Origin of the sequence: Corynebacterium tuberculostearicum (genome assembly GCF_022347385.1) — a bacterium.
Taxonomy (GTDB): Bacteria; Actinomycetota; Actinomycetes; order Mycobacteriales; family Mycobacteriaceae; genus Corynebacterium; species Corynebacterium tuberculostearicum_M.
The window spans coordinates 149,294-171,887 of record NZ_JAKRDT010000001.1 but is presented as its reverse complement, the minus strand read 5'-3'; the positions used below and the strand labels follow the sequence as shown (position 1 = coordinate 171,887).

Here is a 22,594-nt window from a genome sequence, read left to right as displayed (position 1 = left end):
ACTTTAGCGCAGCTAGCCCTCCTGCACTACGGCCCATTTCATCGATCGGAACCGGTAGACGACACCCACCATGCGGAAAGCAATGAAGGCGGCGAGGCCACACCACACGCCGGTTAAGCCTGTGCCCATAAAGTGCGCCAAGATAACGCCCGGCAAAAATCCCACTAGGACCGAAGAAATGGTCAGCGTGCGCAGGAACGCAGCATCGCCGGCGCCGAGCAAGACACCATCGAAGGCGAAGACCACGCCACCGCCGATAACCATGGCTACCAGGATCCACCACGGCTTAGAGATGGCATCGAGCACTTCCGGAGAGGAGGTGAAGATGCGCGGAATAATCCCTGCACCAGCAGCAAATACGACAGCCAAGAGGCCAGAGAAAATCGTAGAGTACAACGCCACCTTGCTGCCCACACTGCGTGCGTGCCGCGCAGAGCCAGCACCTAGTGCAGCACCAGTCAATGATTGCGCGGCAATGGCCAACGAATCCAAGATGAGGGACATGAAGTTCCACAGCTGCATCATGATCTGGTGACCGGCCAAAGAAGCGGTACCAACGCGGGAAACCACAGCCGTGGCGGTAAGAAAGGCCACCTGGAAGCTGGCTGAACGCAAAATAAGATCGCGGCCTAAGATGAGCTGTTCGCGTACCACATGCCATTGAAATTGCCAGGAGCCGGTATGTTCCTTATGCAATTCGCGGACGAATAGCGCGGCAATAATGCTCATGCCTAATACCGTGGCAATGGCCGAGCCTGCCAGCCCCCAGAAATGGACGAAGATGGGCACCGCAATAGCGCCGGGAATCATGCCAGACAACGTAAAGTACAGCGGCTTCTTCGTATCTTGGACACCGCGCATCCAGCCATTTCCGGCCATTTCCACCAAAGTAACGGGAATAGCCAGTGCTGCGATGCGCAGCCACAAGGCCGTCCCGGCGGCCGTGGTGGGATCACCGGTTAAGGCGCGTGCAAATACGCCGCCAAAAATCCACATGATTACCGCGAGCAGCCCGCCTACTCCTAGGGCCACATAGGTGGCTTGCACGCCTTCAGCAACCGCAGCTTCGCGTTTGCCGGAGCCAAAGAGCCGAGCAGAACGAGCGGTCGTGCCGTAGGACAAGAAAGTCAACTGTGTCGTCACCACGGAGTGAATTGTGGTGGCTGCAGCAAGTGAGGCGAGCTCTTGGGCACCTAGACGACCAACAACCGCGGTATCTAGCAAAAGGTAGAGCGGCATGGCCGCAAGTACGCCAAGCGCGGGAAACGCGAGGCCAAAGACCTCGCGTGCGGTTACCGTGCCAGCGGTGGAGCGATCCTGAGCGTTCATTCCATCCGTCTGCCTATTTCTCATTGGATAGCGGCCACCAATTCCTTAATAATTTTTTCCGGAGCCCCGTAGGCGGTATAGCCCGCGGCCGGTACATGCCCGCCGCCGCCGAAGGTTAGCGCCACCGAAGAACAATCGATGCGAGAAGAACGCAAAGAAACTGCCCACACCTCCGGAGCTTGTTCCTTAAACACCACGCCGACGGTGGTTCCTTCAAGCGCGCGAACGAACTCCACTAGTGATTCGACAGCCGAATCGGAGTGTCCCTGGATATCTTCCAGCCGCGCGACGAGAATGCCTAGGGTGTGCTCCCCTGCTTCTTCGAGGCGCAAACCGGCCAATACCCTACCGATCATCTGAAGATCGTCCGGAGTGGTGGAATCTAACAGGTCAGCTGCGATCTGCTTGGTATCCAGATCGTAGTGCATGAGGCGGGTAGCAATATCGTGCATAGCCGGCCTACCCCAGCGGAAGCTGCCAGTATCGGTCATCAAACCGGCATATAAGCAGTGTGCAATATGACGGTCAATCTGAATCTCCAATGAATCCAAGATGCTCAGCAACACCACGGTGGTGGATTCACATTCAGTGTCCACCACATTGATGGCACCAAACCCTGGATTAGAAGAATGATGGTCAATGCACAGAACCCGGCCCTGCTGGGCTAGCTGCTCAATCCGATCCGCAAAAAAGCCCGTTCGGCCCAAAGAACCACAATCAACGGTGACGTAGAGGTCATAGCCTTCCGGCAGCTCACGACTAGTGGTGACGTCGTCGGCGGCAGGAATGGTGTAAAGGTTACGGGAAATTTCCCGCTCCTGGCCCACAACGGCACACACATCTTTGCCCCGTTGGCGCAGCGCGAGCAGCAACGCCGCAGCAGAGCCGATGGCATCGGCATCCGGCCGCAGGTGCGTCACAATGCAGATGCTATGAGCATCATGCAAAGCGGCAACTGCCGGCTGGTATTGCTTCTTAGTCACTTAAGCCTCGTCTTCATCGGAGGTCTTATACGGGTTCGCATCCCCTGCCGGCTGGGCGTTTTCCTTCAGCTTTGCCAGTTCTTCATCGCGGGCGCGAGCACGGGCCAGAAGTTCTTCCATATGAGCGGAGGCCTCCGGAACGGTATCGACCTCGAAGGTGAGCGTCGGGGTAAACCGCACCGAGAGTTGATCACCCACAATCTTGCGCAGTTGACCTTTAGCGCGCTTGAGGGCTTCTTCTGCTTGAGCGAAGTCTGGCTCGGAGTCGATGTCTTTTCCGCGCACGGTATAAAAAACGGTGGCATCGTGCAGGTCGCCCGTGACTCGAGTATCCGTAATGGTCACCAACTCGAGGCGGCGATCCTTAATCTGGCGTTCGATGGCGCTTGCCACGATTTCCTGAATGCGCTTGGCCATGCGCGCTGCGCGTGCGTGATCGACCATGTGAACCTCCCAGCTCGAAAAGAATCTATCTCTAAAATTACCGCCAACCGGTACAAGAAACCACCAGTTTAGTGCCGAATACCGGACAATGAAAACCCGTCGCGGCAGCGCCTGTAGGCAGCGGCGCCCACGGCGCCCTCAACTCACAGACGCAGGAATAGCACAAGGCCCGCTTCCCATCTCCCCGGGCCTTCCCTACTGAGTGCTGGCAGCACATTCAGTGGGGACGGCGGGAGCGGAAGCGGGCCTTGAGACGGCGGCGATTAGTCGCGCGGAACCTCGACCTCTTCGTAGGCCTGGATGATGTCGCCTACCTGGATATCCGGGTAAGAGAGCACCATACCGCACTCGTAGCCGGCCTTGATCTCGGTTGCGTCGTCCTTTTCGTGACGCAGGGACTCAATCTTGGCGTCGGCAGTGATGACGTTGTTATCGCGCAGCAGGCGAACCTTGCCGTTGCGGACAACCTTGCCCTCGGTAACCATGCAGCCGGCGATGGTGCCCACCGCGGAGGACTTGAACAGGGCGCGGATTTCGGCCGCACCGGTGTCGCGTTCCTCGTAAATCGGCTTGAGCATGCCCTTGAGCGCAGCCTCGACCTCTTCGATGGCCTTGTAGATGATCGTGTAGTAACGAATATCCACGCCCTCTTGGGTGGCCATCTCCGTCGCCTTGCCTTCCGCACGAGTGTTGAAGGCAATGATGACGGCGTCGGAAGCCGCAGCGAGAGAGACGTTGGTCTCGGTCACAGCGCCCACACCACGGTCGATGATGTTGAGCTCCACTTCGTCCTCGGTCTTGATATCCAGCAGGGCATCTTCCAGTGCCTCGACGGAACCGGCGTTGTCGCCCTTGAGGATGAGGTTGAGGGTCGAAGTCTCCTGCAATACCTTGTCCAGATCCTCCAGGGAGACGCGCTTGCGCTGCTTTGCCTGCAGGGCAGAGCGCTTGCGCGCATCACGCTGGTTAGCAATCTGGCGGGCAACGCGGTCATCTTCCACCACGAGCAGGTTATCGCCTGCACCCGGCACACCGGACAGACCCTGGACCTGCACCGGACGGGATGGGCCAGCCTCTTCGACGTCGCCGCCGAACTCATCAAGCATGCGGCGGACACGGCCGTGCGCATCACCGACGACGATGGAGTCACCCACGTGCAAGGTACCGCGCTGAACGATGACCGTTGCCACCGGACCACGGCCGCGGTCCAGGTGCGACTCAATGGCCACGCCCTGTGCGTCCATGTCTGGGTTAGCGGTCAGCTCCAAGGCGGCATCCGCGGTCAGGATGACCGACTCAAGCAGCTGGTCAATGTTCTTGCCTTGCTTCGCGGAGATATCCACGAACATGGTGTCGCCACCGTACTCTTCCGGAACCAGGCCGTACTCGGTGAGCTGGCCACGGATCTTATCCGGCTGAGCCTCCGGCTTATCCACCTTGTTCACGGCCACGACGACCGGAATATCGGCAGCCTTGGCGTGGTTGATGGCCTCCACGGTCTGTGGCATGACGCCGTCATCGGCGGCAACCACGAGGATGGCCAAGTCGGTGGACTTAGCACCACGGGCACGCATGGCGGTAAAGGCCTCGTGGCCCGGGGTATCCAGGAAGGTGATGGTGCGCTCGCCGTCCACGTCCACCGTGGTTTGGTAGGCACCAATGCCCTGGGTGATGCCGCCTTCCTCGCGGGCGCCCTCGTTGGTCTTACGGATGGCGTCCAACAGGCGGGTCTTACCGTGGTCAACGTGGCCCATAACGGAGACGACTGGAGGACGATTCTCCAGTGCTTCCTCGCCACCTTCATCCTCGCCGAACTTCAGGTCGAAGGACTCGAGCAGCTCGCGGTCCTCATCCTCAGGGGAGACGACCTCGACGTTGTAGTTGATCTCGGAGCCGAGCAGCTGCAGCGTATCTTCCGATACGGAAGCGGTTGCGGTCACCATTTCACCGAGGTTGAACAGTGCCTGTACCAGTGCTGCTGGATCCGCGCCGATCTTCTCGGCGAAGTCAGACAGGGATGCACCGCGACGCAGGCGGACGGTCTGGCCCTTGCCGTCGGGCAAGCGCACGCCGCCTACGACATGCTTCTGCTGCTCCTCGTACTCATGGCGCTTCTGACGCTTGGACTTCTTGCCCTTACGTGGAGCGCCACCTGGACGGCCGAATGCACCTGCGGTGCCACCGCGACGTCCGCCGCGTCCGCCTCCGCGGAAGCCGCCTGGACGGCCGCCACCTGGGCCACCGTGGCCTGGCCCGCCGTGACCGCCGCGACCGCGGCCGCCGCGTCCACCGCCGCTCGGTGCCTTAGACGGCATCGACGCAGGGTTCGGGTGGGACGGCATCATAGCCGGGGATGGACGGCGACCGCCGCCACCCTGGTTATTGCCTCCCTGGCGGCTATTTCCGCCCTCGTTCTGGCCGCCGCGCTTGCCGCGGTTATCGCCGGGCTTATTGCCGCCACGCTGACCCTTGGAGCCGCCTGGGCGGGGGCCCGGACGGTTGTCGCCGCCACCCGTGGAGAACGGGTTATTGGCTACGCGACGGGAACCGCCTGGCTTCGGCATTGGACGAGGCATGGAATTGCCTGGGGTCGGGCGCTCGCCCGACTTCTTGCCGCCAGCCTGGCCTGGCTTCGGTGCGCCCTGGCCAGGCTTCGGTGCAGCAGCCATAGCACCAGGCTTCGGCGCCTGAGCACCCGGCTTCGGGGCAGCTGGCTTTGCGCCGGGCTTAGCAGCACCCTGACCTGGCTTCGGTGCGCCCTGACCGGGCTTCGGGGCAGCGGCCTTCGCGCCCGGCTTAGGCGCCTCTGCGCCCGGTTTAGGGGCAGCAGACTTCGAGCCCGGCTTAGGGGCGCTCGCCTTTGCGGTGCTCTTAGCGGCACCCTTGGCAGGCTTATTGTCTTGCTTCTTCTCGGCGGCGTCATCGCCGCCGGACTGTGCTTCATAATGTGCTCGCATCTTCTTAACCACCGGCGGTTCGATGGTGGAAGAAGCAGTCTTTACAAACTCACCCTGTTCCTTCAGGGTGGCGAGCAGTTCCTTGCTGGTTACTCCGAGCTGCTTTGCGAGCTCGTGAACACGTAGCTTTCCGGGCACTTGTCTCCTCTTGGTATCGACTAGGAGTCAAGGCCGCGGAAACTGGCCTGACCCCTAGTTAGGTGTGTAGGACTTTCATCGCTGATGCTTCATCGTTGTGCGCTCATCAGTGTTCGGTCTTCCTTTGTAACTCTGGTTCGTACGAATCTAACGCGGCATCTTCCGCGCTAGGTACTTGTCGGCTATGCGCTTCCAAGTACTGCCGTACCTGACCTGTGTCCACGGGTGCGGACGTGCGAAGCGCGCGCTTGAAGGCGCGTTTGCGCTCCGCTAGCTCGAGTGCAGAAAGTGTGGGGCTAATCCACGCCCCGCGGCCGGGAAGCCGGCGGTGTGGATCTGCTACCAGACGGCGGCCGTGCGGATCATCACGGTCGATGACCACCCGTAGCAAGTCCGTATCTGGCAGGCGGCGGCGAGTAGCGATGCAGGTCCGGAGTCTTTGCCTCTCAGACATCCAACTCCTTACTTTTCGCGTCGCCAATATGCCCCAATCTGCAACTGGGCCGTTTACTAGCCTACGCTACAAAAGCGCAGATCCTTAATTAGCGTCAGCGTCCGAGTGAATATCGATCTTCCAACCGGTCAAACGGGCAGCAAGACGGGCATTCTGCCCCTCTTTACCAATAGCCAGGGACAGCTGGTAATCCGGCACCACCACGCGCGCGATTTGCGCCTCGTTGTCCACAACGGTGACCTTAACCACCTTCGAGGGGGCCAAGGCATTGCCTACGTAGACCGTGGGATCCTCGCTGAAGTCGATGATGTCAATCTTTTCACCGCCGAGCTGGCGCATGATGTTGTTGACGCGCTGACCGCGCGGGCCGATGCAGGCTCCCTTAGCGTTGAGGCCCTTGGCATGGCCCACAACGGCCACCTTGGAACGGTGGCCTGCCTCGCGGGCAATGGCAATCATTTCTACGCTGCCATCGGCAACTTCTGGAACTTCAAGCTCAAAAAGGCCACGCACCAGCTCCGGGTGAGTGCGAGAGAGATTGATCTGTACCTGGGCGCCATTGCGATTAACGCCTACGACATAGGCCTTAATACGGTCACCGTGCTCAAGCTTTTCGCCCGGAATCTGCTCGGCAGGCAGCAAGATGCCATCCTGGGACTCCAGCTCAGAGCCCAGCTGGACCACGACGATTCCGCGGGCATTAGCGCGCGCATCGCGCTGGACGATGCCGCTGACAACGCGGCCGGTAAGCTCCGAGTAGGAATCGTAGGTGCGCTCTGCCTCGGCCTCGCGCAGCTTGCGCAGAATGGCCTCGCGCACGGCCTGTGCGCCCACGCGTCCAAAGTTTTCCGGGGTGTCATCGTATTCGGTGGTTACTTCCCCAGTTTCTGGGTCGCGCTCCGAGACAATGACGCTGACTGCACCGGTTGTGGCGTCGATATCGACGCGGGACTTGGCACCTTCTACCTTGCCGCCAGCATTAGACTCGCGGTAATCCAGGTAGGAATACAACAAGGCACCCGCAATCGCTTCCAGCAAGTCCTTTACGGGGACGTTGCGCTCGGACTCGATGGTACGAAGTGCCTGTAGATCAATATTCACTTGTCATTCCTCTCGGTTGCCGGTTAATTCTCGGCTTCTTCAAACGTCTTGCGCACTGCCTCTAACTCCTGTTCGGACGGCTGTGCAAACTCAATTTCTACCACTGCCCGGGCAATGTTTTCCAATCGTTCAGCGCGCACCTGCACGTCCTTTTTGCTTGCCGTGATGAGGATTACGGCATCGGCGGCGTCGTTAAGCGCGCCAATGCGCGCCGATTGAGTCTTGCCATCGCCAAGGTCAAAGGAGACCTTGCGCCCCCGATTGCGGCGCCAGTGGCGCGGGGCGGTGAGCAGCAGGTCCACGCCGGGGGTGGAGACCTCCAAGGTATAGCCGGCGCCGAAGTTCAGCTCTCCTTGCGCTTCCTTGTCATCAAAGAAGGCAGAAATCTCGTTGGATACTTCCTCCAACACATCGGAGCTAGGGCGCTTATCGCCATCAATACGGATAATGACCTGGGATTTCTTTCCCGCCTTGGTGGTTTTAATGTCTTCTACGTCCAATCCCCGCTCAGCTAGTTTGGGTTGCAGGAGATCGGTCAATTGTTGTGCATCTGGGAAAGCCATGCCCACTAGCCTACGTGCTACGGGGTACAGTCTTTTGCGTGAACCGCCGACGTATAGCTTTGACCCTCGTAGCCACAACCGCCACCCTGCCCGCCTTGGCTGGGTGCCAAGCGGTTGATTCCGTCGTCGACTATTTTGGCCCGCGGCCAGAGAGCAGGCTGCTGGCGCTTGCCGACGCCGCCGCCACCGACGCCTTGTCCCTCAGCGGCGTCGATGACCATGCCGCAGGGCTGCGCAGCTCCCAGGCGGACGCCCTGTATGCCGAAATTACACGGCTATGCGGCACGGATGATGCTGGCAATCCCCCACGCTCCTGCGAGGTAGAGCGCCCTACCGAGGCCAATCACGCCGCAGACTCTGGCGAAATTATGGAAAATGCCGCCTCCGCTACCACCGAGGCAGCCGATGAGGTCACCGTTGAATCGCGCACCCTAGTTACCGAGCAGGCCATCGCGCTCAATGCTTGGCTGCCTGGCGATGCCCCCGATATCCCCGAGCTTTCCCAACCGGAGCAAAAAAGCGCTGCTGATCTCCTGAGCTGGGAGTATGAGCAGGTATACGGTCTAGATTTCGCGCGCGCCTACGTTGGCCCCGAGCACGAGGACAAGGTGGATCATCGCCTAGCTGTTCATCATCGCCGCATCGACGCCCTCCAGTATGCACTAGCCCGTTACGGCAACATTCCGCAGCCGGAGTCGGCCTATACTTCCGGAGAGCAAGAACTACCCCACGATTCTGCTTCCGCGCTGGGCTTTATCGATGGCCTTGCCGAAAACGACGGCCGCAAGTGGTCCGCCGCCGCCACAGGTGCAGCGCAAGAAGAATCCCCGGATCAGGAATGGGTTACGTGGCTCATTGGTATCGCGGCGGAGTCCCACGGCATGCGCTAGACCACTACCACCCCGGCCAGCCCCACCTGTCCATCCCCTGACAACGGGCCAGCGAAATGGCAGCAACCTCTACGGCCCTATGCATTGCCTCGGCTCCTCCAGCATGCGTAGGTTGGTTCACCATGAGCTTGCAGGAGATTCCGCAAGCTAAACAGACACAAAGAGAAGGAGTTTCCTCTCAATGCGTTCTAAGAAGACCATGTTGACCGTATCCGCCGCGGCACTCGGCCTTGCTGGCTTGGCCGCGCCTGCTGCTACCGCCGCACCGGCTAGCGCCTGGGATCAGGTAGCTGCTTGCGAGTCCGGCGGTGACTGGCACATCAATACCGGAAACGGTTACCAGGGTGGTCTGCAGTTCAACGCGCAGACCTGGGCTGCCAATGGCGGCACTCAGTACGCCCCGACCGCTGACCAGGCAACCCGCGAGCAACAGATTGCCGTGGCCGAAAGCGTCCTGGCCACCCAGGGTGCTGGCGCTTGGCCTAACTGCGGCGGCCCCGTCGCCGGCTAGTTTCTAGCTTCGGCATTTAACACGAAGCCGGCCTCCTCCCCTTCCCGCGGAACCCCGCGGAGCAAGGGAGGAGGCCGGCTTTTGTGTCCACCTGGCTGGCTAGCATGCAGCCATTGTGGCTTTAGGCCTCATGCTTGGCGATATTCCAGGCATACATCATCAACAACACCTGCAGCGGCTGGCGGATGATGTGGTAGAGCTTCTTTGGCCACCCTGCCTTGCGCTCAATCCAGGCGTGGTACATATTGGCCGGCCACACCGCAGCAAAGAGCGCGAGTGCGGAAGCACCGCCGAAGCCGCGGGTGGCGCGGCGGCGAAGCAAAGCACCGGTGGCAATCTCCCACAGGCCCGAAGCAAAGTTATAGAAGCGCGCAGGACCTGGCAGTTGCGGCGGGACAATGGATTCGAAAGTCTTCGGCTTCACAAAGTGCAGTACGCCCATTGCTGAAAGCACCGTGGAAAGCCCATTCTTTTGAAAGTTCATGCCTTCCACGGTACCCCGCCGCGGGCCCGTGCGAGGACAATTAGCCGCGCACGAGCTCGAGGATCTTGTCCACGATGTCCTCGGCAGGAACCTCGAGGGTCTCTCCCCCGCGGATGCGCAGCTCAATCTTGCCTTCCTTGAAGGCACGGCCCAAGATGGCCACGAAGGGCATGCCAAGGAGCTCTGCATCCTTGAACTTCACGCCTGGGGAGACCTTTGGGCGGTCATCGAAGAGCACCTCAAGTCCCTTGGCAGATAGCTCCTCTACCAGCTTGTCGCCGGCCTCCATGGCGGCGGCGTCCTTGTTAGCCACGGCCACGTGCACTTGGTAAGGAGTGACGGCAACCGGCCAGTTGAGGCCCTTGTCATCGTGGCGCTGCTCAGCCAGGACGGCCAGCATGCGGGTAATGCCAATGCCATAGGATCCCATGGTGGGAACGGCACGCTTGCCGTTCTCATCCAAGATTTGCACGTCAAAGGCCTCGGTGTATTTGCGGCCCAGCTGGAAGATATGGCCGAGCTCAATGCCGCGCTCCAAGGTCAAGGTGCCTTGGTTATCGGGAGCCAGGTCGCCTTCTTTAACCTCAGCGGCCTCAATGAACTCATCCACGGTGAAATCGCGGCCGGCTACGCAGCCAACCACGTGGCGCTCGCTCGCATCGGCGCCGGTAATCCACGCCGTACCCTTGACCACGCGTGGATCGGCCAGGACCTTGATGCCATTGGCATTTAGAGCGCGCGGGCCAACATAGCCCTTGACTAGGAAGTCATTGTCTGCAAAGTCCTTGTCCCCGGCCAACTCAAACTCCACCGGCTCGAGTGCGGCCTCAAGGCGCTTCTCATCCAACTCGCGATCGCCAGGGATGAGAACGGCAGCCAATTCAGACTCGCGCTCTTCGCTCTCTGCGGACGGGTGGTAGAGCTTGACCATCATGCACTTGAGGGTGTCTGCAGCGGTGGCCTCGCGGCCGTCGACAGTAATGCCTGCGCCCTGGGCCCATTCGACCAGCTTCTCAATGGTCTCTGCTCCCGGGGTGTCATGCTCCTGTGCCTCTGGCTGGCCCTCAATATCCTTCTCCGCCGGTGCTGGGGTCACCACGGCCTCGACGTTGGCTGCGTAGTCGCCCTCGGTGGAGCGCACAAAGGTATCCTCGCCTACCTCAGATACGGCGAGGAATTCCTCGGAGGCGGAGCCGCCCATGGCACCAGAGGTGGCCTTACAGATGGCGTAATCGATCTCTAGGCGGTTGAAGATATTCTGATACGCCTTGCGGTGGCGGCCGTAGGACTCGTCCAAGCCCTCATCGGTCATGTCGAAGGAGTAAGAATCCTTCATCGTGAATTCGCGGCCACGCAGCACACCAGCGCGGGGGCGCTCCTCATCGCGGTACTTGGTCTGAATCTGATACAGCGTGACCGGGAAATCCTTATAGGAGGAGTACATATCCTTGACCGCGCTGGCAAACATTTCCTCGTGGGTAGGGCCAAGCAGCATATCTGCGTTCTTGCGGTCCTTGAGGCGGAAGAGGTTATCGCCGTATTCCACCCAACGGTTGGTCTTTTCATAAGGCTCGCGCGGCAGCAGGGCAGGAAATAGCATTTCCTGGCCGCCAATGGCGTCCATTTCCTGACGGACTACATCTTCAATCTTGCGCAGGGTGCGCAAACCCAACGGCAGCCAGGTATACACGCCCGGCGCGACGCGGCGTACATAACCGGCGCGTACGAGCAGCTTGTGGCTAGGGACCTCGGCATCGGCGGGGTCCTCACGAAGGGTTCGGAGAAATAGTTCAGAAAGGCGGGTAATCATGCACAAAAATATACCCCGCTACCCTGTATATATGCTCATTATCCTCCCTCCTTCAGAAACTAAGGCCCATGGCGGTACGGGACAGCCCCTGAACTTCAGCCAGCTGTCCTTTCCGCAATTGCATGCCACCCGACGAGAAATTGCCGCTGAGCTGCAGTCTCTTCCGGTAGACGAGGCCATGGAGGTACTCAAGCTTTCGGAAAAGCTGCGCGGTGAGGCCGAATCCAACCAGGGGCTTTTTACCACCCCCACCATGCCGGCCGTGTTGCGTTATACCGGCGTGCTTTTTGATGCCTTGGATGCCCCTTCCCTGCCCACATGGGATCGCCTTGCTATTGGCGACGCCCTCTTTGGTGTCCTCCGCGCCAGCGACCCCATTCCGCATTACCGGCTTTCGGGTGGCTCGAAGCTTGGCGGCCGCACCATGAAGTCGCGCTGGGGCAAGCAGATTACGCAGGCGCTCGAGGGGGTGGACGAGCTTATTGTGGATCTGCGCTCGGGCACTTACCAGCAGCTCGGCCGGGTAAAGGATGCGGTAACGGTACGGGTGGAAAGCGTGCAGGACGATGGATCGCGCAAGGTGGTCAGCCACTTCAATAAGCACTACAAGGGCCTGTTAGCCCGCGAGTTGGCGCTCTCGCCTGCCGACGCCTATAGCGCCGCCGACGTTGCCGCCATCGCGCGCGCCGCGGGTATGACCGTTGAGGAGCCGGGGCCTGGGTCGAGTGAGCTTACGCTCGTCGTCAAGCGCTGAGCCCAACGCTGCCCGCTTAGCGCAGCTGCGGGTTATACAGCAGGCTATTGCGCTGTACCGAACATTCGGTAGCCACGCGGACCGAGCGGGCAACATGTCCGGACTCGCGCAAGGAATAAAGCTGGCTAACTACCCTATCACGCAGATCCCAGGGCGAGATGGTGTTGAGATAAATCTTGGTGCCGCCTTCGAATCCGGCAAGGGTAGAAATGCGGAGCTTGATGAGAATGCGCCATGGCTGAGCGACGTCGACATCGGCAGGCTTGTGGTGCCACTCCTCATTGCAGGGAACCTCGCGGCCGACAGCAGCGTGGGCAGCATGGACGAGGTCGCTCATGGCGCGGATTTCTTCTTCCGACTGCCGCCACGGCTCGCAGGTCGCGGACTTGGAGTAGACCTCCAAGGTGGGATAGCGGTGCCCAAAGCCGGCGAAGAGGACGGCATGGTCGTTTTCCGCAATGATGAGGTTGCGGCTAGCGGCATAGTCCACCGCCCACTCGTTGTACATATTCATATTGCTGCGCAGCATCTGTACCTCCCGGTGGGAGGCCATGCCGCGGTCATCGATGGCAACGAGTTGCTTGTGCAGGTGCTCAAAGGAGGCGCCGGCTGGCTGCAGCCAATTTTGGAAGGCCACCACATAGGGTGCGTAGCGGTTGCGTTCGTAGAGGTCGCGCATGGCGTCAATAGTCAGCTGCATAAAGAGCAGGTGCTCTTCGGCGCTGAGGGTGCCGGAAGATACCACTTGGGAATCATCCTGTGCACCGCGCTCAAAATGGCGGCCCGCCACGATGACGTCGTGGCCACCTGCGAAAAAGCCCGCCGCCTGTTCTATAAGTTCCTCGTCGCTTGCCTCGGGCAGGTGCGCTGCCTTTCGCTTCGTGCGCACGATATTGAGCACATGTTCACGGCCGGCAGGATCTGCAAGGTAGTTGTCCATGCGTTGGCGGGTCTCAGCATCCATGTCGAAGCCGTAGTTGGCGTGCCAATAGTCAAAGGAGACGATTTCAAACAGATTTGGAATGCGGCGAAAGGCCGGGACGGTGTGGCCGTATTCGCTCAAGGGCAATCCACGCACAATCCCGCCGGACGGCAGGATGCGGGCCTTTTCCGGCGGGGTATCAGTCATGCGCCCTGAACAAAAGGCGCAGCGGTGGGTGAAGTCTTCTTCCTGCAGTGGCTGCGGGTTAGCCACTGGCGTGGACAGCGGGCGGTTGCCGCGGCCCGGCACGGTCCACACTTCGGTCCCGGAGAACGGGTTGACCTGCTTGACCGTGCCATCCCGCATGGTCTGGATAGGTTCTATGCGGGCAAAAAGTGCATCACTCATGCCCACCAGCGTAGTTAGTTCTGGGAGTTATTTGGCGACGGACCGACGGCGGGACACTGCGCACGCACCGCCGACGCAGACTGCCAGCGTGACGCCCAGAATCAAAGCAGACACACCGCGGGAATGGTCCAAGGGGCCCAAATCGCTACCCAGGACCAAGGTCTGCATATTGGCGAAGGGCAGGCAGCTCAACAACGCTTCTGCCCACGAAGCGTCAAATGCCATAAGCGCAGTTTCAAGAACAAAGAACTCCACCACGAGGATCATCGCCGCAAATGTGCCGCTACGCAAGAGATAAGCCAACCCCATAGCCAGCAGGCTAAAGCCGGCCCATTCCAGGTAAGCAAACACCACTCGGTTGCAATCCGGCCACTGGTGAAAGCTTGTGAAGTCAATATCGCCGCCGAGTGCCGCAATCAGCAAGGTTCCCACAGCTATACCCAGCGTGGCAGCGAGCAAGAGTGATACCAGGATGACTAAGAATTGGCTGAGCACTATGCCAACGCGGCGATTGGAGGAAAGATAAGACCATGCAACGGTTCCCTTTCCCAGGTCACCTCCGACCATCATCGCGGATGCAAAGATCATCACCACCATGGCGAGGTCACTAGCTGCCAAGACATCACTGGATTGAAACTTGCCGTCCGCGGTGCCGTTGAAGTCATAGCCCCAGGCCGTAAGCACGCCGCCGGCGGCCATGCCGAGTGCCACGATGGCGAGGTAGACCCAGGTAGAGCGAAGAGAAAAGAGTTTGCGGGATTCTGAAACCACAGTATTCATTGAAAATCTGTCCTTAAAGGTTGAGTTATGCGTTTAGGCGGAGCGGTAGGCCACGTGGTCGGCGGTCGCGCCGAGGTAGGCCTCTTCCAAGGAGGGCTGTTTGCGTTCCAAGCTGGAGATAAGAATGCGGTTATCCAGGCAGATGCGGCCGATGTCGGAGCCTTCGAGGCCGCGCACGCGCAGGACCTCACCGTCAAAGGAGGTTTCCGCATCGGTGCCGTGCAATAGGCGCAGGAGTTCATCGGGCTGGTCAACGATGACTTCGAGGCTTGCGCCACCAGTTCCGTTGACGAATTCATCCATGGTGCCCTCGCCCAGCAGCTTGCCTTTGCCGATGACTACGAGGCGGTCTGCGGTGAGCTGCATTTCCGAAAGCAGGTGGGAAGATACGAGGACCGAGCAACCGGCCTCGGCGAATTCGCGGATGCGGGCACGCATCCAGTGCACGCCTTCGGGGTCGAGGCCGTTGACGGGTTCGTCGAGAAGCAAGTGCTTCGGCTCGCCGATGAGCGCACAAGCAAGGCCCAGGCGCTGCTTCATGCCTAGCGAATAGCCGCCCACGCGCTTAGTGGCTACCTGGGTAAGGCCGACGCGGTCCAAGGTGTCATCCACGTGGTTCATAGACACGCCCTGCAACGCGGCCATGTAGCCCAGGTGAGCACGGGCGCTGCGGCCCGGGTGGAACCAGTTCGCATCCAGCAAGGTGCCCACCATGGTGGCGGGATTGGACAGTTCACGGAAAGGCGTGCCATCAAAAGTCGCGGTGCCGGAAGTCGGAGTCTCCAGACCCACGCACATGCGCATGGTGGTGGACTTGCCGGAACCATTCGGTCCGAGGAAGCCGGTGACTTGACCGTCTGGAACCTCGAAGGAGAGGTCATCTACTGCTTTAAAGGAGCGGAAATTCTTGGAAAGGTGTGAAACTTTGAGCATGGTTCCCATCGTGCCGCCTGACCGGCACAAAGTAACCATCCTTGGGAGTGATTTAGCAGGTCATACCTAGGGATGAGAGAGCAGTTCCTCCACCGAAACCACGCCATGAGTAAGCGCGTAGAGCACGGCATGCACGCGGTCACGCGAGCCGGTTTTCGTCAAGATGTGGCGCACGTGAGTCTTGACCGTGGCCATGGAGACGAACTCGCACTCCGCGATTTCGGTATTCGAATACCCCAGTGCCATCAGCTTGAGGACGTCCAGCTCGCGTGGCGTGAGATCTTCGGCCGGAGGGGCGGTAGCTGCTGCTGCAACGGGGGTGGCATGTAAATCGGGCTGTGCTGCAGACTGCTCGCTGCGCAGTTGCTGCAGCACCTGGGCGGTAATGCGCGGTGATAGGACGGCCTCGCCGGAATGTACGGTACGAATAGCGGCGAGGAGCTCCTCCGGTTCGACGTCTTTAAGCAGGAATCCGGAGGCCCCAGCGGAAATTGCTCCGTGAACAAAGTTCTGGTCATCGAAGGTGGTTAACATAATGACCTGGGTGTCCGGGAATTCCGGCAGCAGCCTTTCTGTGGCGGCGATGCCATTGACGCGGGCCATCTGGACATCCATGAGCACAATATCGGCAGGTTGCGCGCGGGCGAGGTCGAGGACTTCATCTCCATCGGATGCCTGCCAGGCAACGTCCAAATCCTCTTGGGAGCCAAGGAGCATGGCGAACCCGGCGCGCACGAGGGGCTGATCATCGACTAGGCCGATACGGATGGGGCCAGCGGGCGCACCTGTTGGCTGCTCAGGGTTAGTCATTGGGTACCTCCACGGTAATAAAGAAGTGTCCATCCTCGGTGCGGGTAGCAACGCTGCCGCCATAGGCCTTGACACGCTCGCTCATTCCAATAAGTCCGTAGCCGGGCTTGTGATTATCCGGCATGCGTGCGGCCGGATTTTCGGCACTCAATACTAGGCCGTTTCCAGTAGAGCGGAAGCGCAGCACTCCCCTTTTATCGCGGGAATGCTTGAGCATATTGGTCAAAATCTCTTGCACCACGCGGTAGACGGTGAACTGATAGAGTTCGTCGCTTTCGGTCGGCAGGTCCTCCAGCCCGTGCACGATGATATCGAAACCGCTGCGGCGGGCTTCCGAGATGAGTCCTGCGATATCACTCGCGCCGGGCGCCTTGGTATCGGCGCGGGAATCTCCATCTCGCAGCACAGAGAGCAAACCGCGCATCTGCTTGAGGGAATCGCGGGAGGTAGAGGCGATGGTTTCCAAGGCTTCTGTGGCCGCTGCGGGATTTTTGGCGGCGGCGAACCGGGCGCCGTCGGCAAGAGCGATAACGCCCGCTAAGTTATGCGCCACGATGTCATGCATCTCGCGGGCAATGCGGTTGCGCTCTACCGCGCCGGCCATTTCCGCGCGCTCTTTCAGCAATTGCTGATCCTCGCGCTTTTTGCGGTCATTGGTGCCAAGCAAGAAGAAAAATCCCATGACCGGCCACGCGATGGCAATGACTGAGCCGAAAGCAGGCAGAGGGCCGATGCTGGCATCTTCCAGACCAAAGTCGATGCCATCTATGAGTCTCCGCCCATAAAGGTCCGCTGCAGTGGCCGCCAAGGTGCCTAAGGCAATCCACCCTATCCAGAACCGTTGTAAGCGCTTGGGTGAATGAGCGCCTATAAGAAATACGCAGTATGCCACTGGGAAGAAGTGAGCGTTACCCATTGCAGCCAGCGGGGTAAAGATGCACACCGTTAATGTGATCGCAATAAACCCAATGGCGTATTCCTTGAGCTTAGGATGTAGCCAGAGTGCTAGTGGAATACCGACTGCATAAACTACGAGAACCAGCTCCTGGAAAAGCGAGGTTCTATCAATAACACCTTCTGCCGCCGGCACCGAAGAAACCCAGAAAACCAACGGAATGATAATTCTCCACGGTGGGCCTACCCACGCGCGAAGTGCATCGGGCCATAGCTTCTTCATGATTTTCTAGGCTAGCGCAGGCTCTAAGCTTTAGTCCTCATCCCTGGGGCTGACTAGACTGGCGGGCATGCACCACGAGTTCTTTGAGGTTGATGTTTTTGCCACGGGTGCCTTTAACGGCAATGCCTTGGCGGTGATCGCGGGCGCCGACGGCCTAAGTACCGAGCAGATGCAGGCAATCGCGAACTGGACCAACTTTTCTGAGACTACCTTCTTGCTCAAACCTCACGACGCCCGCGCGGACTACCGCGTGCGCATTTTCACCCCGTACGAAGAGTTTGATTTTGCCGGCCACCCCACCTTGGGTAGCGCTGCCGCGTGGCGGGCGCTGGGCAATAGCCCGCAGTCAGAGGGAACTATCGTCCAAGAATGCGGCGTGGGCTTGGTAACCGTCCGCGAAGAGGGCGAAGTTTTTTCCTTCGCTACCCCGCCGCTGCGCCGCGAAGAACCGCTGAGCCCGGCGGAGCTGAAGGAGGCCTGCGCTGGGCTGGGGCTAGAAAGCTCAGATATTGTGGACCATGGCTGGGTGGACAATGGCCCGGGCTGGCGCCTGCTTCAATTGCGCGATGCCGCAGCGGTGCGCGCGATTGAGCCCCGGGCCGAGCGGCCCAAGGTCGGCGTAGTGGGCCTTAACCCCAAAGCCGCAAAGGGCGAGCCGGCCTATGAGGTGCGGGCCTTTACCACCCAATTCGAAGACCCAGTCACCGGTTCTTTCAATGGCGGCGCCGCGCAGTTTATGCGCTCGCGTAACTTGGTGCCGCCGCGCTATACAGCAACACAAGGCAGCCAAATTGGCCGGGCGGGCGAAGTATTTATCAACGATGACGGCACGGATATTTGGGTGGGCGGCCGCGCCCAGATTCGCGTGCGCGGAACACTGGAGGTTTAGATGCAGCTACACCACGATTTTGCCCAGAAGCTTCCCCACTTGGTTCGCCCCACCGAGGGTGAGGAGCAACCGAACCCACAGATGGTCATCCTGAACGAGGAACTAGCCAGGCAGTTGGGCTTTGACCCGGACTGGCTGCGCTCCTCCGAAGGCATAGATTTCCTTACCGGCCGAGCAGGCGGCCACGCCATGGCCTATTCCGGCTTCCAATTCGGCGCGTTTAACCCGCAGATGGGAGACGGCCGGGCCATGCTCTTGGGCGAGGTGGAAAAGGACGGCCGGCTGTGGGATCTCCATGCCAAGGGAACTGGGCTTACTCCCTTTTCCCGCCTCGGGTCCGATGGCCACGGAACGCTGTCTTCCATGCTGCGCGAGTACCTAGTCTCTGAAGCTATGCATGCCTTGGGCGTTCCCACCACCCGGGCGCTGGCGGTTATTTCCACCGGTCGGCCCATTCAGCGCGGGCACGTGCAACCGGCCGGCATTGTGGTACGGGTAGCGGCCAGCCATATCCGCGTCGGTACTTTTCACCTAGCCGCGCAGACGGATTACACCCGCCAGTTGGCCGACTATGCCATTGCGCGACACTACCCTGGCGCGGACTACCAGGAGTTTTTCACCCAGGTGATGGATGCGCAGATCCGCACCGTGTCCCACTGGATGCGCTTGGGCTTTATTCATGGCGTGATGAATACGGATAACACCACCATCTCTGGCGAGACCATTGACTATGGCCCCTGTGCCTTTATGGAGGCCTATTCGCCTGCGACGGTCTTTTCCAGCATCGATAGGCAGGGCCGTTACGCCTTTGGCAATCAGCCCTCCATTCTGGGATGGAACCTGGCCCGCTTGGCGGAATCCCTGCTGCCGCTTTTTGATTTGGACATGAATAAGGCCATGGACTTTGCTCAGGAATCCATCAACGGCTTTAGCGACCGCTTTGCGGACCAGCGCAGAGCAGATTTAGCACAGGCTTTGGACACCTCCCTGGAGGTCGCTTCTTCTTATGCGGCCGCCATGCAGCTCAACGGCCCAGATATCACGCTGGCTCACCGCGCTCTTGCCGACGCCGCCGCGGGCCACCCCACCCACGCCCGCGAGCTCTTTGCCGAGGGAGACTTCTTAGATGACTACCTTGCGTCCTCGCCCGATCCTTCCCGCGTCGATAGCGCCATGCCGCGGGTCATCCCGCGCAACCTCGCCGTAGAATCCGCACTAGATGCTGCCGAACGCGGGGAGATGGGCCCGTATCAGGAGCTCCTCCACGCGGTCACCCACCCGTGGGAGCCCAACCCAGCGTTCGAATCGCCGGATCCTCATGGTCTCGAGGGCTACCTCACCTACTGCGGCACCTAGGGCTGCCATTACCTGCCTAATACGCACGAAACCCTCGCACCGTCACGAAGGTGGTGCGAGGGTTTGTGAGGCCGAAAGCTAGCTCTTAGCGGTCCAGCTTCAGGGTCTTCTGGGTGTACTCCCACATCTCGTCGTACAGCTTCTCATCGTTGCGCAGCTTGATGCCATAAGACGGAACCATCTCGCGGATCTTGTCTGCCCAATCAATCATGTGCTCGCCGAAGCAACGCTCCAGCAGCTCCAGCATGACGGCCGGGGCAATGGATGCACCCGGGGAAGCACCGAGCAGTCCGGCGATATTGCCCTCCTGGTTATTCACCAAGGTGGTGCCGAACTCGAGGGAGCCGAACTGCGGAGCACCGGCAGGCTTAATCACCTGGACGCGCTGGCCAGCGATAACGGTCTCCCAGTCGCTTTCCTTTGCTTCCGGTACGTACTCGCGCAGGGCTTCCACGCGGTCCGAGAAGCTCTTGCGCACCTCATCGACCAGGTACTTGGTCAGGCCGAACTCCTGCACGGCAACGCCGAGGTAAGAGGTGATGTTGTCTGGGCGGATGGACTTGAACAGGTCCAGGTAGGTTCCCTTCTTCAGGAACTTCGGGCTCCAGCCACCGTAAGGTCCGAAGAGCAGGCCCTTCTCGCCGTCGATAACGCGGGTATCCAGGTGCGGCACGGACATTGGCGGGGCGCCCACAGCAGCCTTGCCGTAGACCTTTGCCTGGTGCTGCTCGATAAGCTCTGGGTTCTTGGAGCGCAGCCACAGACCGGATACTGGGAAGCCTGCGTAACCGGCAACTTCCTTCACCTTTGCCTTACGCAGCAGGTCCAGGGCGTAACCGCCGGCACCTACGAAGACGAACTTGGCCTTAACTACGGTGATGTCGCCGGTGTGCTTGTTCTTGGAGTACACCTTCCACGCGGAGCCATCACGCTTGATGTCGATGACCTCATGTCCGTAGCGGATCTCGGTGCCGGAGGCCTTGGCCGCGGTCAGGAACTGCTTAGTCAGTGCACCAAAGTTGACGTCAGTACCAGCGTCGGTCCAAGAAATGGCCACCTTATTGGAGAAGTCACGGCCCTTCGCCATCAGCGGCAGCTTTTCAGCAAAATCGGAATCGTCTGCGGAGAACTGCATGCCCGGGAACATGTGCTTCTCGCTCAGCACATCATAGCGGCGCTTGAGGTAATCCACCTGGATTTCGCCCTGTGCGAAGGACACATGCGGAACCGGGTTAATGAATTCGCTCGGGTCGGTGAGAATACCGTTGTTGAGCTGGTGGGACCAGAACTGGCGAGACTTCTGGAACTTCTCGTTGATGCCCAGAGCCTTGGAGATATCAATGCGGCCATTCTTCTCCGGGGTGTAGTTCAGCTCGCACAGTGCGGAGTGGCCGGTACCGGCGTTATTCCACGGGGAGGAGGATTCCAATGCGGGGCCATCCAGGCGCTCAAAGACCATTTGGGTCCAGCTGGGCTCCAACTCGCGGAGCATAGCACCCAGGGTGGCGCTCATGATGCCAGCACCGATTAGTGCTACATCGACCTCGTCTACAACCTGTGCTGTCTTCTTAGCGGAGGACACTGTGTTATTACCTCTTCGAATTGAAAATAGATATCCATCGGCGCGGTCTACGCCTTGATTTTTAGCGCTTAGCGCCCCGCGCCACCATTGCTACACTATGACAACCTGGCAGTGCGTCACGCATTAAGGCCTTACTCTACGCTTTTCTCATCCAATTTGGGATTTCTCCCCCAGACCAGTGGCGAAAATGTGGGAATTTCCGCCCCCACTATTTCCACCCCACCGGCAGCACCATAAATTCTTCATTGCACCTAGAATCGAAGCATGGTTACACACTCCCCGGTATGGGGCCCGGACAAACTTGGCCCTGACTATGAAGCTGCCACCATTGACTTGGGTACAGACCCCGATGGCGAGGGCGACGTGGTCACCACGCTGGTGCACTACGCGCCGGAGCACGCGGGTGGTACTGCACGTGAGTCAGCCGCCCCGTCTCGCCCGGCGCTGGTGTGGCTACACGGCATGACCGATTATTTCTTCCACACCCACGTAGCCGAGCACTTTGCCGCCGAAGGTTATGACTTTTATGCCATCGATCTCCGCAAGTGCGGCCGCTCGCGCCGCTCGGGCCAGTCGTGGCACTATGCTTCGGACCTGGCGCTGTACTTTACAGATCTCACCGCCGCACTTGATGCCATCCCCAATGAGGAGGTCATCTTCATCGCCCACTCCACCGGCGGCTTGATCGCCCCGCTGTGGATGGATCATCTGCGCCGAACTGACCAAGAACGCCACCAGCGCTTGGCGGGCCTCATCCTGAACAGTCCGTGGCTCGACATGATGGGCGTGCCCGGCCAGGTCCTCACTCCCCTCAAGCCGCTGCTCTACACATTGGGCCGCATCGCCCCCATGACTCCCCTGCCCGGTGGCAATCTCACTGCTTACGGCGAGTCCGTGCATAAGGATTTCTACGGCGAATGGGATTTTGATCTTCGCTTTAAGCCATTGGCCGGCCATAAGAAATATGTCGGCTGGATAGCCGCGGTATTCCACGGCTTTGATGCTATTCACAGCGGCCGCGTTGATGCCGGTGTCCCCATCTTGACGCTGCAGTCCACTCGCACCCAATTGGGTCAGCCTTACTCCGACAGCGTGAACCACGCAGATGTCATCATCGACGTTGCGCAAACGCGGCGCTGGGCAAAGGAACTTAGTGCCCACTACACCTTGCATCCCATCAAGGGGGCTAGGCACGATGTGTTCCTATCGCTTCCGGACCCGCTCCAAGAAGCTTTTGACGCCTGTGACAAGTGGCTGCCCACCGACCTAGAAACCCCACAATCTACTCAGTAATTAAGCCCCTATATATAAGGAATAAA

Annotated in this window: 21 protein-coding genes; 6 read left to right on the top strand and 15 right to left on the bottom strand. The window is 59.8% G+C overall.

Annotated elements, in window-relative coordinates; genetic code table 11:
* Positions 1 to 12 precede the first annotated feature (12 nt).
* The 7 genes from MHK00_RS00810 to rimP form a co-directional block, all read right to left on the bottom strand.
* Positions 13 to 1,329, bottom strand: coding sequence for an MATE family efflux transporter (locus MHK00_RS00810; RefSeq protein WP_040425272.1), 1,317 nt, complete (start codon positions 1,327 to 1,329; stop codon positions 13 to 15).
* 20 nt (positions 1,330 to 1,349) lie between these two features.
* The gene (locus MHK00_RS00805; RefSeq protein WP_250408343.1) at positions 1,350 to 2,312 is read right to left on the bottom strand and encodes a DHH family phosphoesterase; all 963 of its coding nucleotides are present in this window, start codon (positions 2,310 to 2,312) and stop codon (positions 1,350 to 1,352) included.
* Entirely contained in the window at positions 2,313 to 2,756 is a 444-nt protein-coding gene (gene rbfA, locus MHK00_RS00800) for a 30S ribosome-binding factor RbfA (protein ID WP_239194447.1), read from the bottom strand.
* Between the two features lie 263 nt (positions 2,757 to 3,019).
* Positions 3,020 to 5,851 (bottom strand): translation initiation factor IF-2, encoded by a 2,832-nt coding sequence (gene infB / locus MHK00_RS00795; RefSeq protein WP_250410052.1) that lies wholly within the window; start codon positions 5,849 to 5,851, stop codon positions 3,020 to 3,022.
* Between the two features lie 106 nt (positions 5,852 to 5,957).
* Positions 5,958 to 6,305 (bottom strand): YlxR family protein, encoded by a 348-nt coding sequence (locus MHK00_RS00790; RefSeq protein ID WP_049361181.1) that lies wholly within the window; start codon positions 6,303 to 6,305, stop codon positions 5,958 to 5,960.
* An 84-nt stretch (positions 6,306 to 6,389) separates the two neighbouring features.
* A complete protein-coding gene (gene nusA, locus MHK00_RS00785) occupies positions 6,390 to 7,406 on the bottom strand; it encodes a transcription termination factor NusA (RefSeq protein WP_005328685.1) in 1,017 nt (338 codons plus the stop codon).
* Between the two features lie 23 nt (positions 7,407 to 7,429).
* Entirely contained in the window at positions 7,430 to 7,969 is a 540-nt protein-coding gene (gene rimP, locus MHK00_RS00780) for a ribosome maturation factor RimP (protein WP_250410051.1), read from the bottom strand.
* Between the two features lie 38 nt (positions 7,970 to 8,007).
* Between rimP and MHK00_RS00775 the strand changes: the two genes are divergently transcribed.
* Both MHK00_RS00775 and MHK00_RS00770 read left to right on the top strand, forming a co-directional pair.
* A complete protein-coding gene (locus MHK00_RS00775; protein WP_250410050.1) occupies positions 8,008 to 8,859 on the top strand; it encodes a DUF4439 domain-containing protein in 852 nt (283 codons plus the stop codon).
* A 181-nt stretch (positions 8,860 to 9,040) separates the two neighbouring features.
* Positions 9,041 to 9,370: a transglycosylase family protein gene (locus MHK00_RS00770; RefSeq protein ID WP_285439594.1), complete on the top strand. Its 330-nt coding sequence runs from the start codon at positions 9,041 to 9,043 to the stop codon at positions 9,368 to 9,370.
* A gap of 121 nt (positions 9,371 to 9,491) precedes the next feature.
* Here the strand turns inward: MHK00_RS00770 and MHK00_RS00765 are convergent, their stop codons facing one another.
* Both MHK00_RS00765 and MHK00_RS00760 read right to left on the bottom strand, forming a co-directional pair.
* Positions 9,492 to 9,854 carry a DoxX family protein gene (locus MHK00_RS00765; RefSeq protein WP_034668463.1) on the bottom strand — a complete coding sequence of 121 codons (363 nt, stop codon included), beginning with the start codon at positions 9,852 to 9,854 and terminating at the stop codon, positions 9,492 to 9,494.
* A 40-nt stretch (positions 9,855 to 9,894) separates the two neighbouring features.
* On the bottom strand, positions 9,895 to 11,664 hold the full coding sequence (locus tag MHK00_RS00760; RefSeq protein ID WP_250410049.1) for a proline--tRNA ligase: 1,770 nt from the start codon (positions 11,662 to 11,664) through the stop codon (positions 9,895 to 9,897).
* Positions 11,665 to 11,695: 31 nt separating this feature from the next.
* Between MHK00_RS00760 and yaaA the strand changes: the two genes are divergently transcribed.
* A complete protein-coding gene (yaaA, locus tag MHK00_RS00755; protein WP_250410048.1) occupies positions 11,696 to 12,418 on the top strand; it encodes a peroxide stress protein YaaA in 723 nt (240 codons plus the stop codon).
* A gap of 16 nt (positions 12,419 to 12,434) precedes the next feature.
* Here yaaA and MHK00_RS00750 read toward each other — a convergent pair whose 3' ends face one another.
* The 5 genes from MHK00_RS00750 to MHK00_RS00730 all read right to left on the bottom strand — a co-directional run bounded on the left by MHK00_RS00750 (position 12,435) and on the right by MHK00_RS00730 (position 17,448).
* Positions 12,435 to 13,748, bottom strand: a complete 1,314-nt coding sequence (locus MHK00_RS00750; protein ID WP_040425276.1) for a DUF4921 family protein — start codon at positions 13,746 to 13,748, stop codon at positions 12,435 to 12,437.
* Between the two features lie 27 nt (positions 13,749 to 13,775).
* Positions 13,776 to 14,528, bottom strand: coding sequence for an ABC transporter permease (locus MHK00_RS00745; protein WP_250410047.1), 753 nt, complete (start codon positions 14,526 to 14,528; stop codon positions 13,776 to 13,778).
* Between the two features lie 33 nt (positions 14,529 to 14,561).
* The gene (locus MHK00_RS00740) at positions 14,562 to 15,461 is read right to left on the bottom strand and encodes an ABC transporter ATP-binding protein (RefSeq protein ID WP_040425320.1); all 900 of its coding nucleotides are present in this window, start codon (positions 15,459 to 15,461) and stop codon (positions 14,562 to 14,564) included.
* 66 nt (positions 15,462 to 15,527) lie between these two features.
* Positions 15,528 to 16,271 (bottom strand): response regulator, encoded by a 744-nt coding sequence (locus tag MHK00_RS00735; RefSeq protein ID WP_200435505.1) that lies wholly within the window; start codon positions 16,269 to 16,271, stop codon positions 15,528 to 15,530.
* On the bottom strand, positions 16,264 to 17,448 hold the full coding sequence (locus MHK00_RS00730; protein ID WP_250410046.1) for a sensor histidine kinase: 1,185 nt from the start codon (positions 17,446 to 17,448) through the stop codon (positions 16,264 to 16,266). The genes MHK00_RS00735 and MHK00_RS00730 overlap by 8 nt, the downstream gene beginning before the upstream one ends.
* 67 nt (positions 17,449 to 17,515) lie before the next feature.
* Between MHK00_RS00730 and MHK00_RS00725 the strand changes: the two genes are divergently transcribed.
* Positions 17,516 to 18,337 carry a PhzF family phenazine biosynthesis protein gene (locus tag MHK00_RS00725; RefSeq protein WP_250410045.1) on the top strand — a complete coding sequence of 274 codons (822 nt, stop codon included), beginning with the start codon at positions 17,516 to 17,518 and terminating at the stop codon, positions 18,335 to 18,337.
* The gene (locus MHK00_RS00720) at positions 18,338 to 19,693 is read left to right on the top strand and encodes a protein adenylyltransferase SelO (protein WP_250410044.1); all 1,356 of its coding nucleotides are present in this window, start codon (positions 18,338 to 18,340) and stop codon (positions 19,691 to 19,693) included.
* Positions 19,694 to 19,778: 85 nt separating this feature from the next.
* On the opposite strand, the gene mqo is transcribed toward MHK00_RS00720, so the two are convergent.
* Complete coding sequence (gene mqo / locus MHK00_RS00715) at positions 19,779 to 21,275, bottom strand: malate dehydrogenase (quinone) (protein WP_005325195.1); 1,497 nt, start codon at positions 21,273 to 21,275, stop codon at positions 19,779 to 19,781.
* Positions 21,276 to 21,539: 264 nt separating this feature from the next.
* Between mqo and MHK00_RS00710 the strand changes: the two genes are divergently transcribed.
* A complete protein-coding gene (locus MHK00_RS00710) occupies positions 21,540 to 22,568 on the top strand; it encodes an alpha/beta hydrolase (RefSeq protein WP_250410043.1) in 1,029 nt (342 codons plus the stop codon).
* The last annotated feature ends 26 nt before the right edge of the window (positions 22,569 to 22,594 follow it).

What these genes read in the sequence shown, in the direction of transcription:
- MHK00_RS00810 (WP_040425272.1), bottom strand. Translation starts at nt 1,329, where the DNA reads ATGAACGCTCAGGATCGCTCCACCGCTGGCACGGTAACCGCACGCGAG.
- rbfA (WP_239194447.1), bottom strand. Translation starts at nt 2,756, where the DNA reads ATGGTCGATCACGCACGCGCAGCGCGCATGGCCAAGCGCATTCAGGAA.
- MHK00_RS00790 (WP_049361181.1), bottom strand. Translation starts at nt 6,305, where the DNA reads ATGTCTGAGAGGCAAAGACTCCGGACCTGCATCGCTACTCGCCGCCGC.
- rimP (WP_250410051.1), bottom strand. Translation starts at nt 7,969, where the DNA reads ATGGCTTTCCCAGATGCACAACAATTGACCGATCTCCTGCAACCCAAA.
- MHK00_RS00770 (WP_285439594.1), top strand. Translation starts at nt 9,041, where the DNA reads ATGCGTTCTAAGAAGACCATGTTGACCGTATCCGCCGCGGCACTCGGC.
- MHK00_RS00765 (WP_034668463.1), bottom strand. Translation starts at nt 9,854, where the DNA reads ATGAACTTTCAAAAGAATGGGCTTTCCACGGTGCTTTCAGCAATGGGC.
- MHK00_RS00760 (WP_250410049.1), bottom strand. Translation starts at nt 11,664, where the DNA reads ATGATTACCCGCCTTTCTGAACTATTTCTCCGAACCCTTCGTGAGGAC.
- yaaA (WP_250410048.1), top strand. Translation starts at nt 11,696, where the DNA reads ATGCTCATTATCCTCCCTCCTTCAGAAACTAAGGCCCATGGCGGTACG.
- MHK00_RS00750 (WP_040425276.1), bottom strand. Translation starts at nt 13,748, where the DNA reads ATGAGTGATGCACTTTTTGCCCGCATAGAACCTATCCAGACCATGCGG.
- MHK00_RS00745 (WP_250410047.1), bottom strand. Translation starts at nt 14,528, where the DNA reads ATGAATACTGTGGTTTCAGAATCCCGCAAACTCTTTTCTCTTCGCTCT.
- MHK00_RS00740 (WP_040425320.1), bottom strand. Translation starts at nt 15,461, where the DNA reads ATGCTCAAAGTTTCACACCTTTCCAAGAATTTCCGCTCCTTTAAAGCA.
- MHK00_RS00735 (WP_200435505.1), bottom strand. Translation starts at nt 16,271, where the DNA reads ATGACTAACCCTGAGCAGCCAACAGGTGCGCCCGCTGGCCCCATCCGT.
- MHK00_RS00730 (WP_250410046.1), bottom strand. Translation starts at nt 17,448, where the DNA reads ATGAAGAAGCTATGGCCCGATGCACTTCGCGCGTGGGTAGGCCCACCG.
- MHK00_RS00725 (WP_250410045.1), top strand. Translation starts at nt 17,516, where the DNA reads ATGCACCACGAGTTCTTTGAGGTTGATGTTTTTGCCACGGGTGCCTTT.
- MHK00_RS00720 (WP_250410044.1), top strand. Translation starts at nt 18,338, where the DNA reads ATGCAGCTACACCACGATTTTGCCCAGAAGCTTCCCCACTTGGTTCGC.
- MHK00_RS00710 (WP_250410043.1), top strand. Translation starts at nt 21,540, where the DNA reads ATGGTTACACACTCCCCGGTATGGGGCCCGGACAAACTTGGCCCTGAC.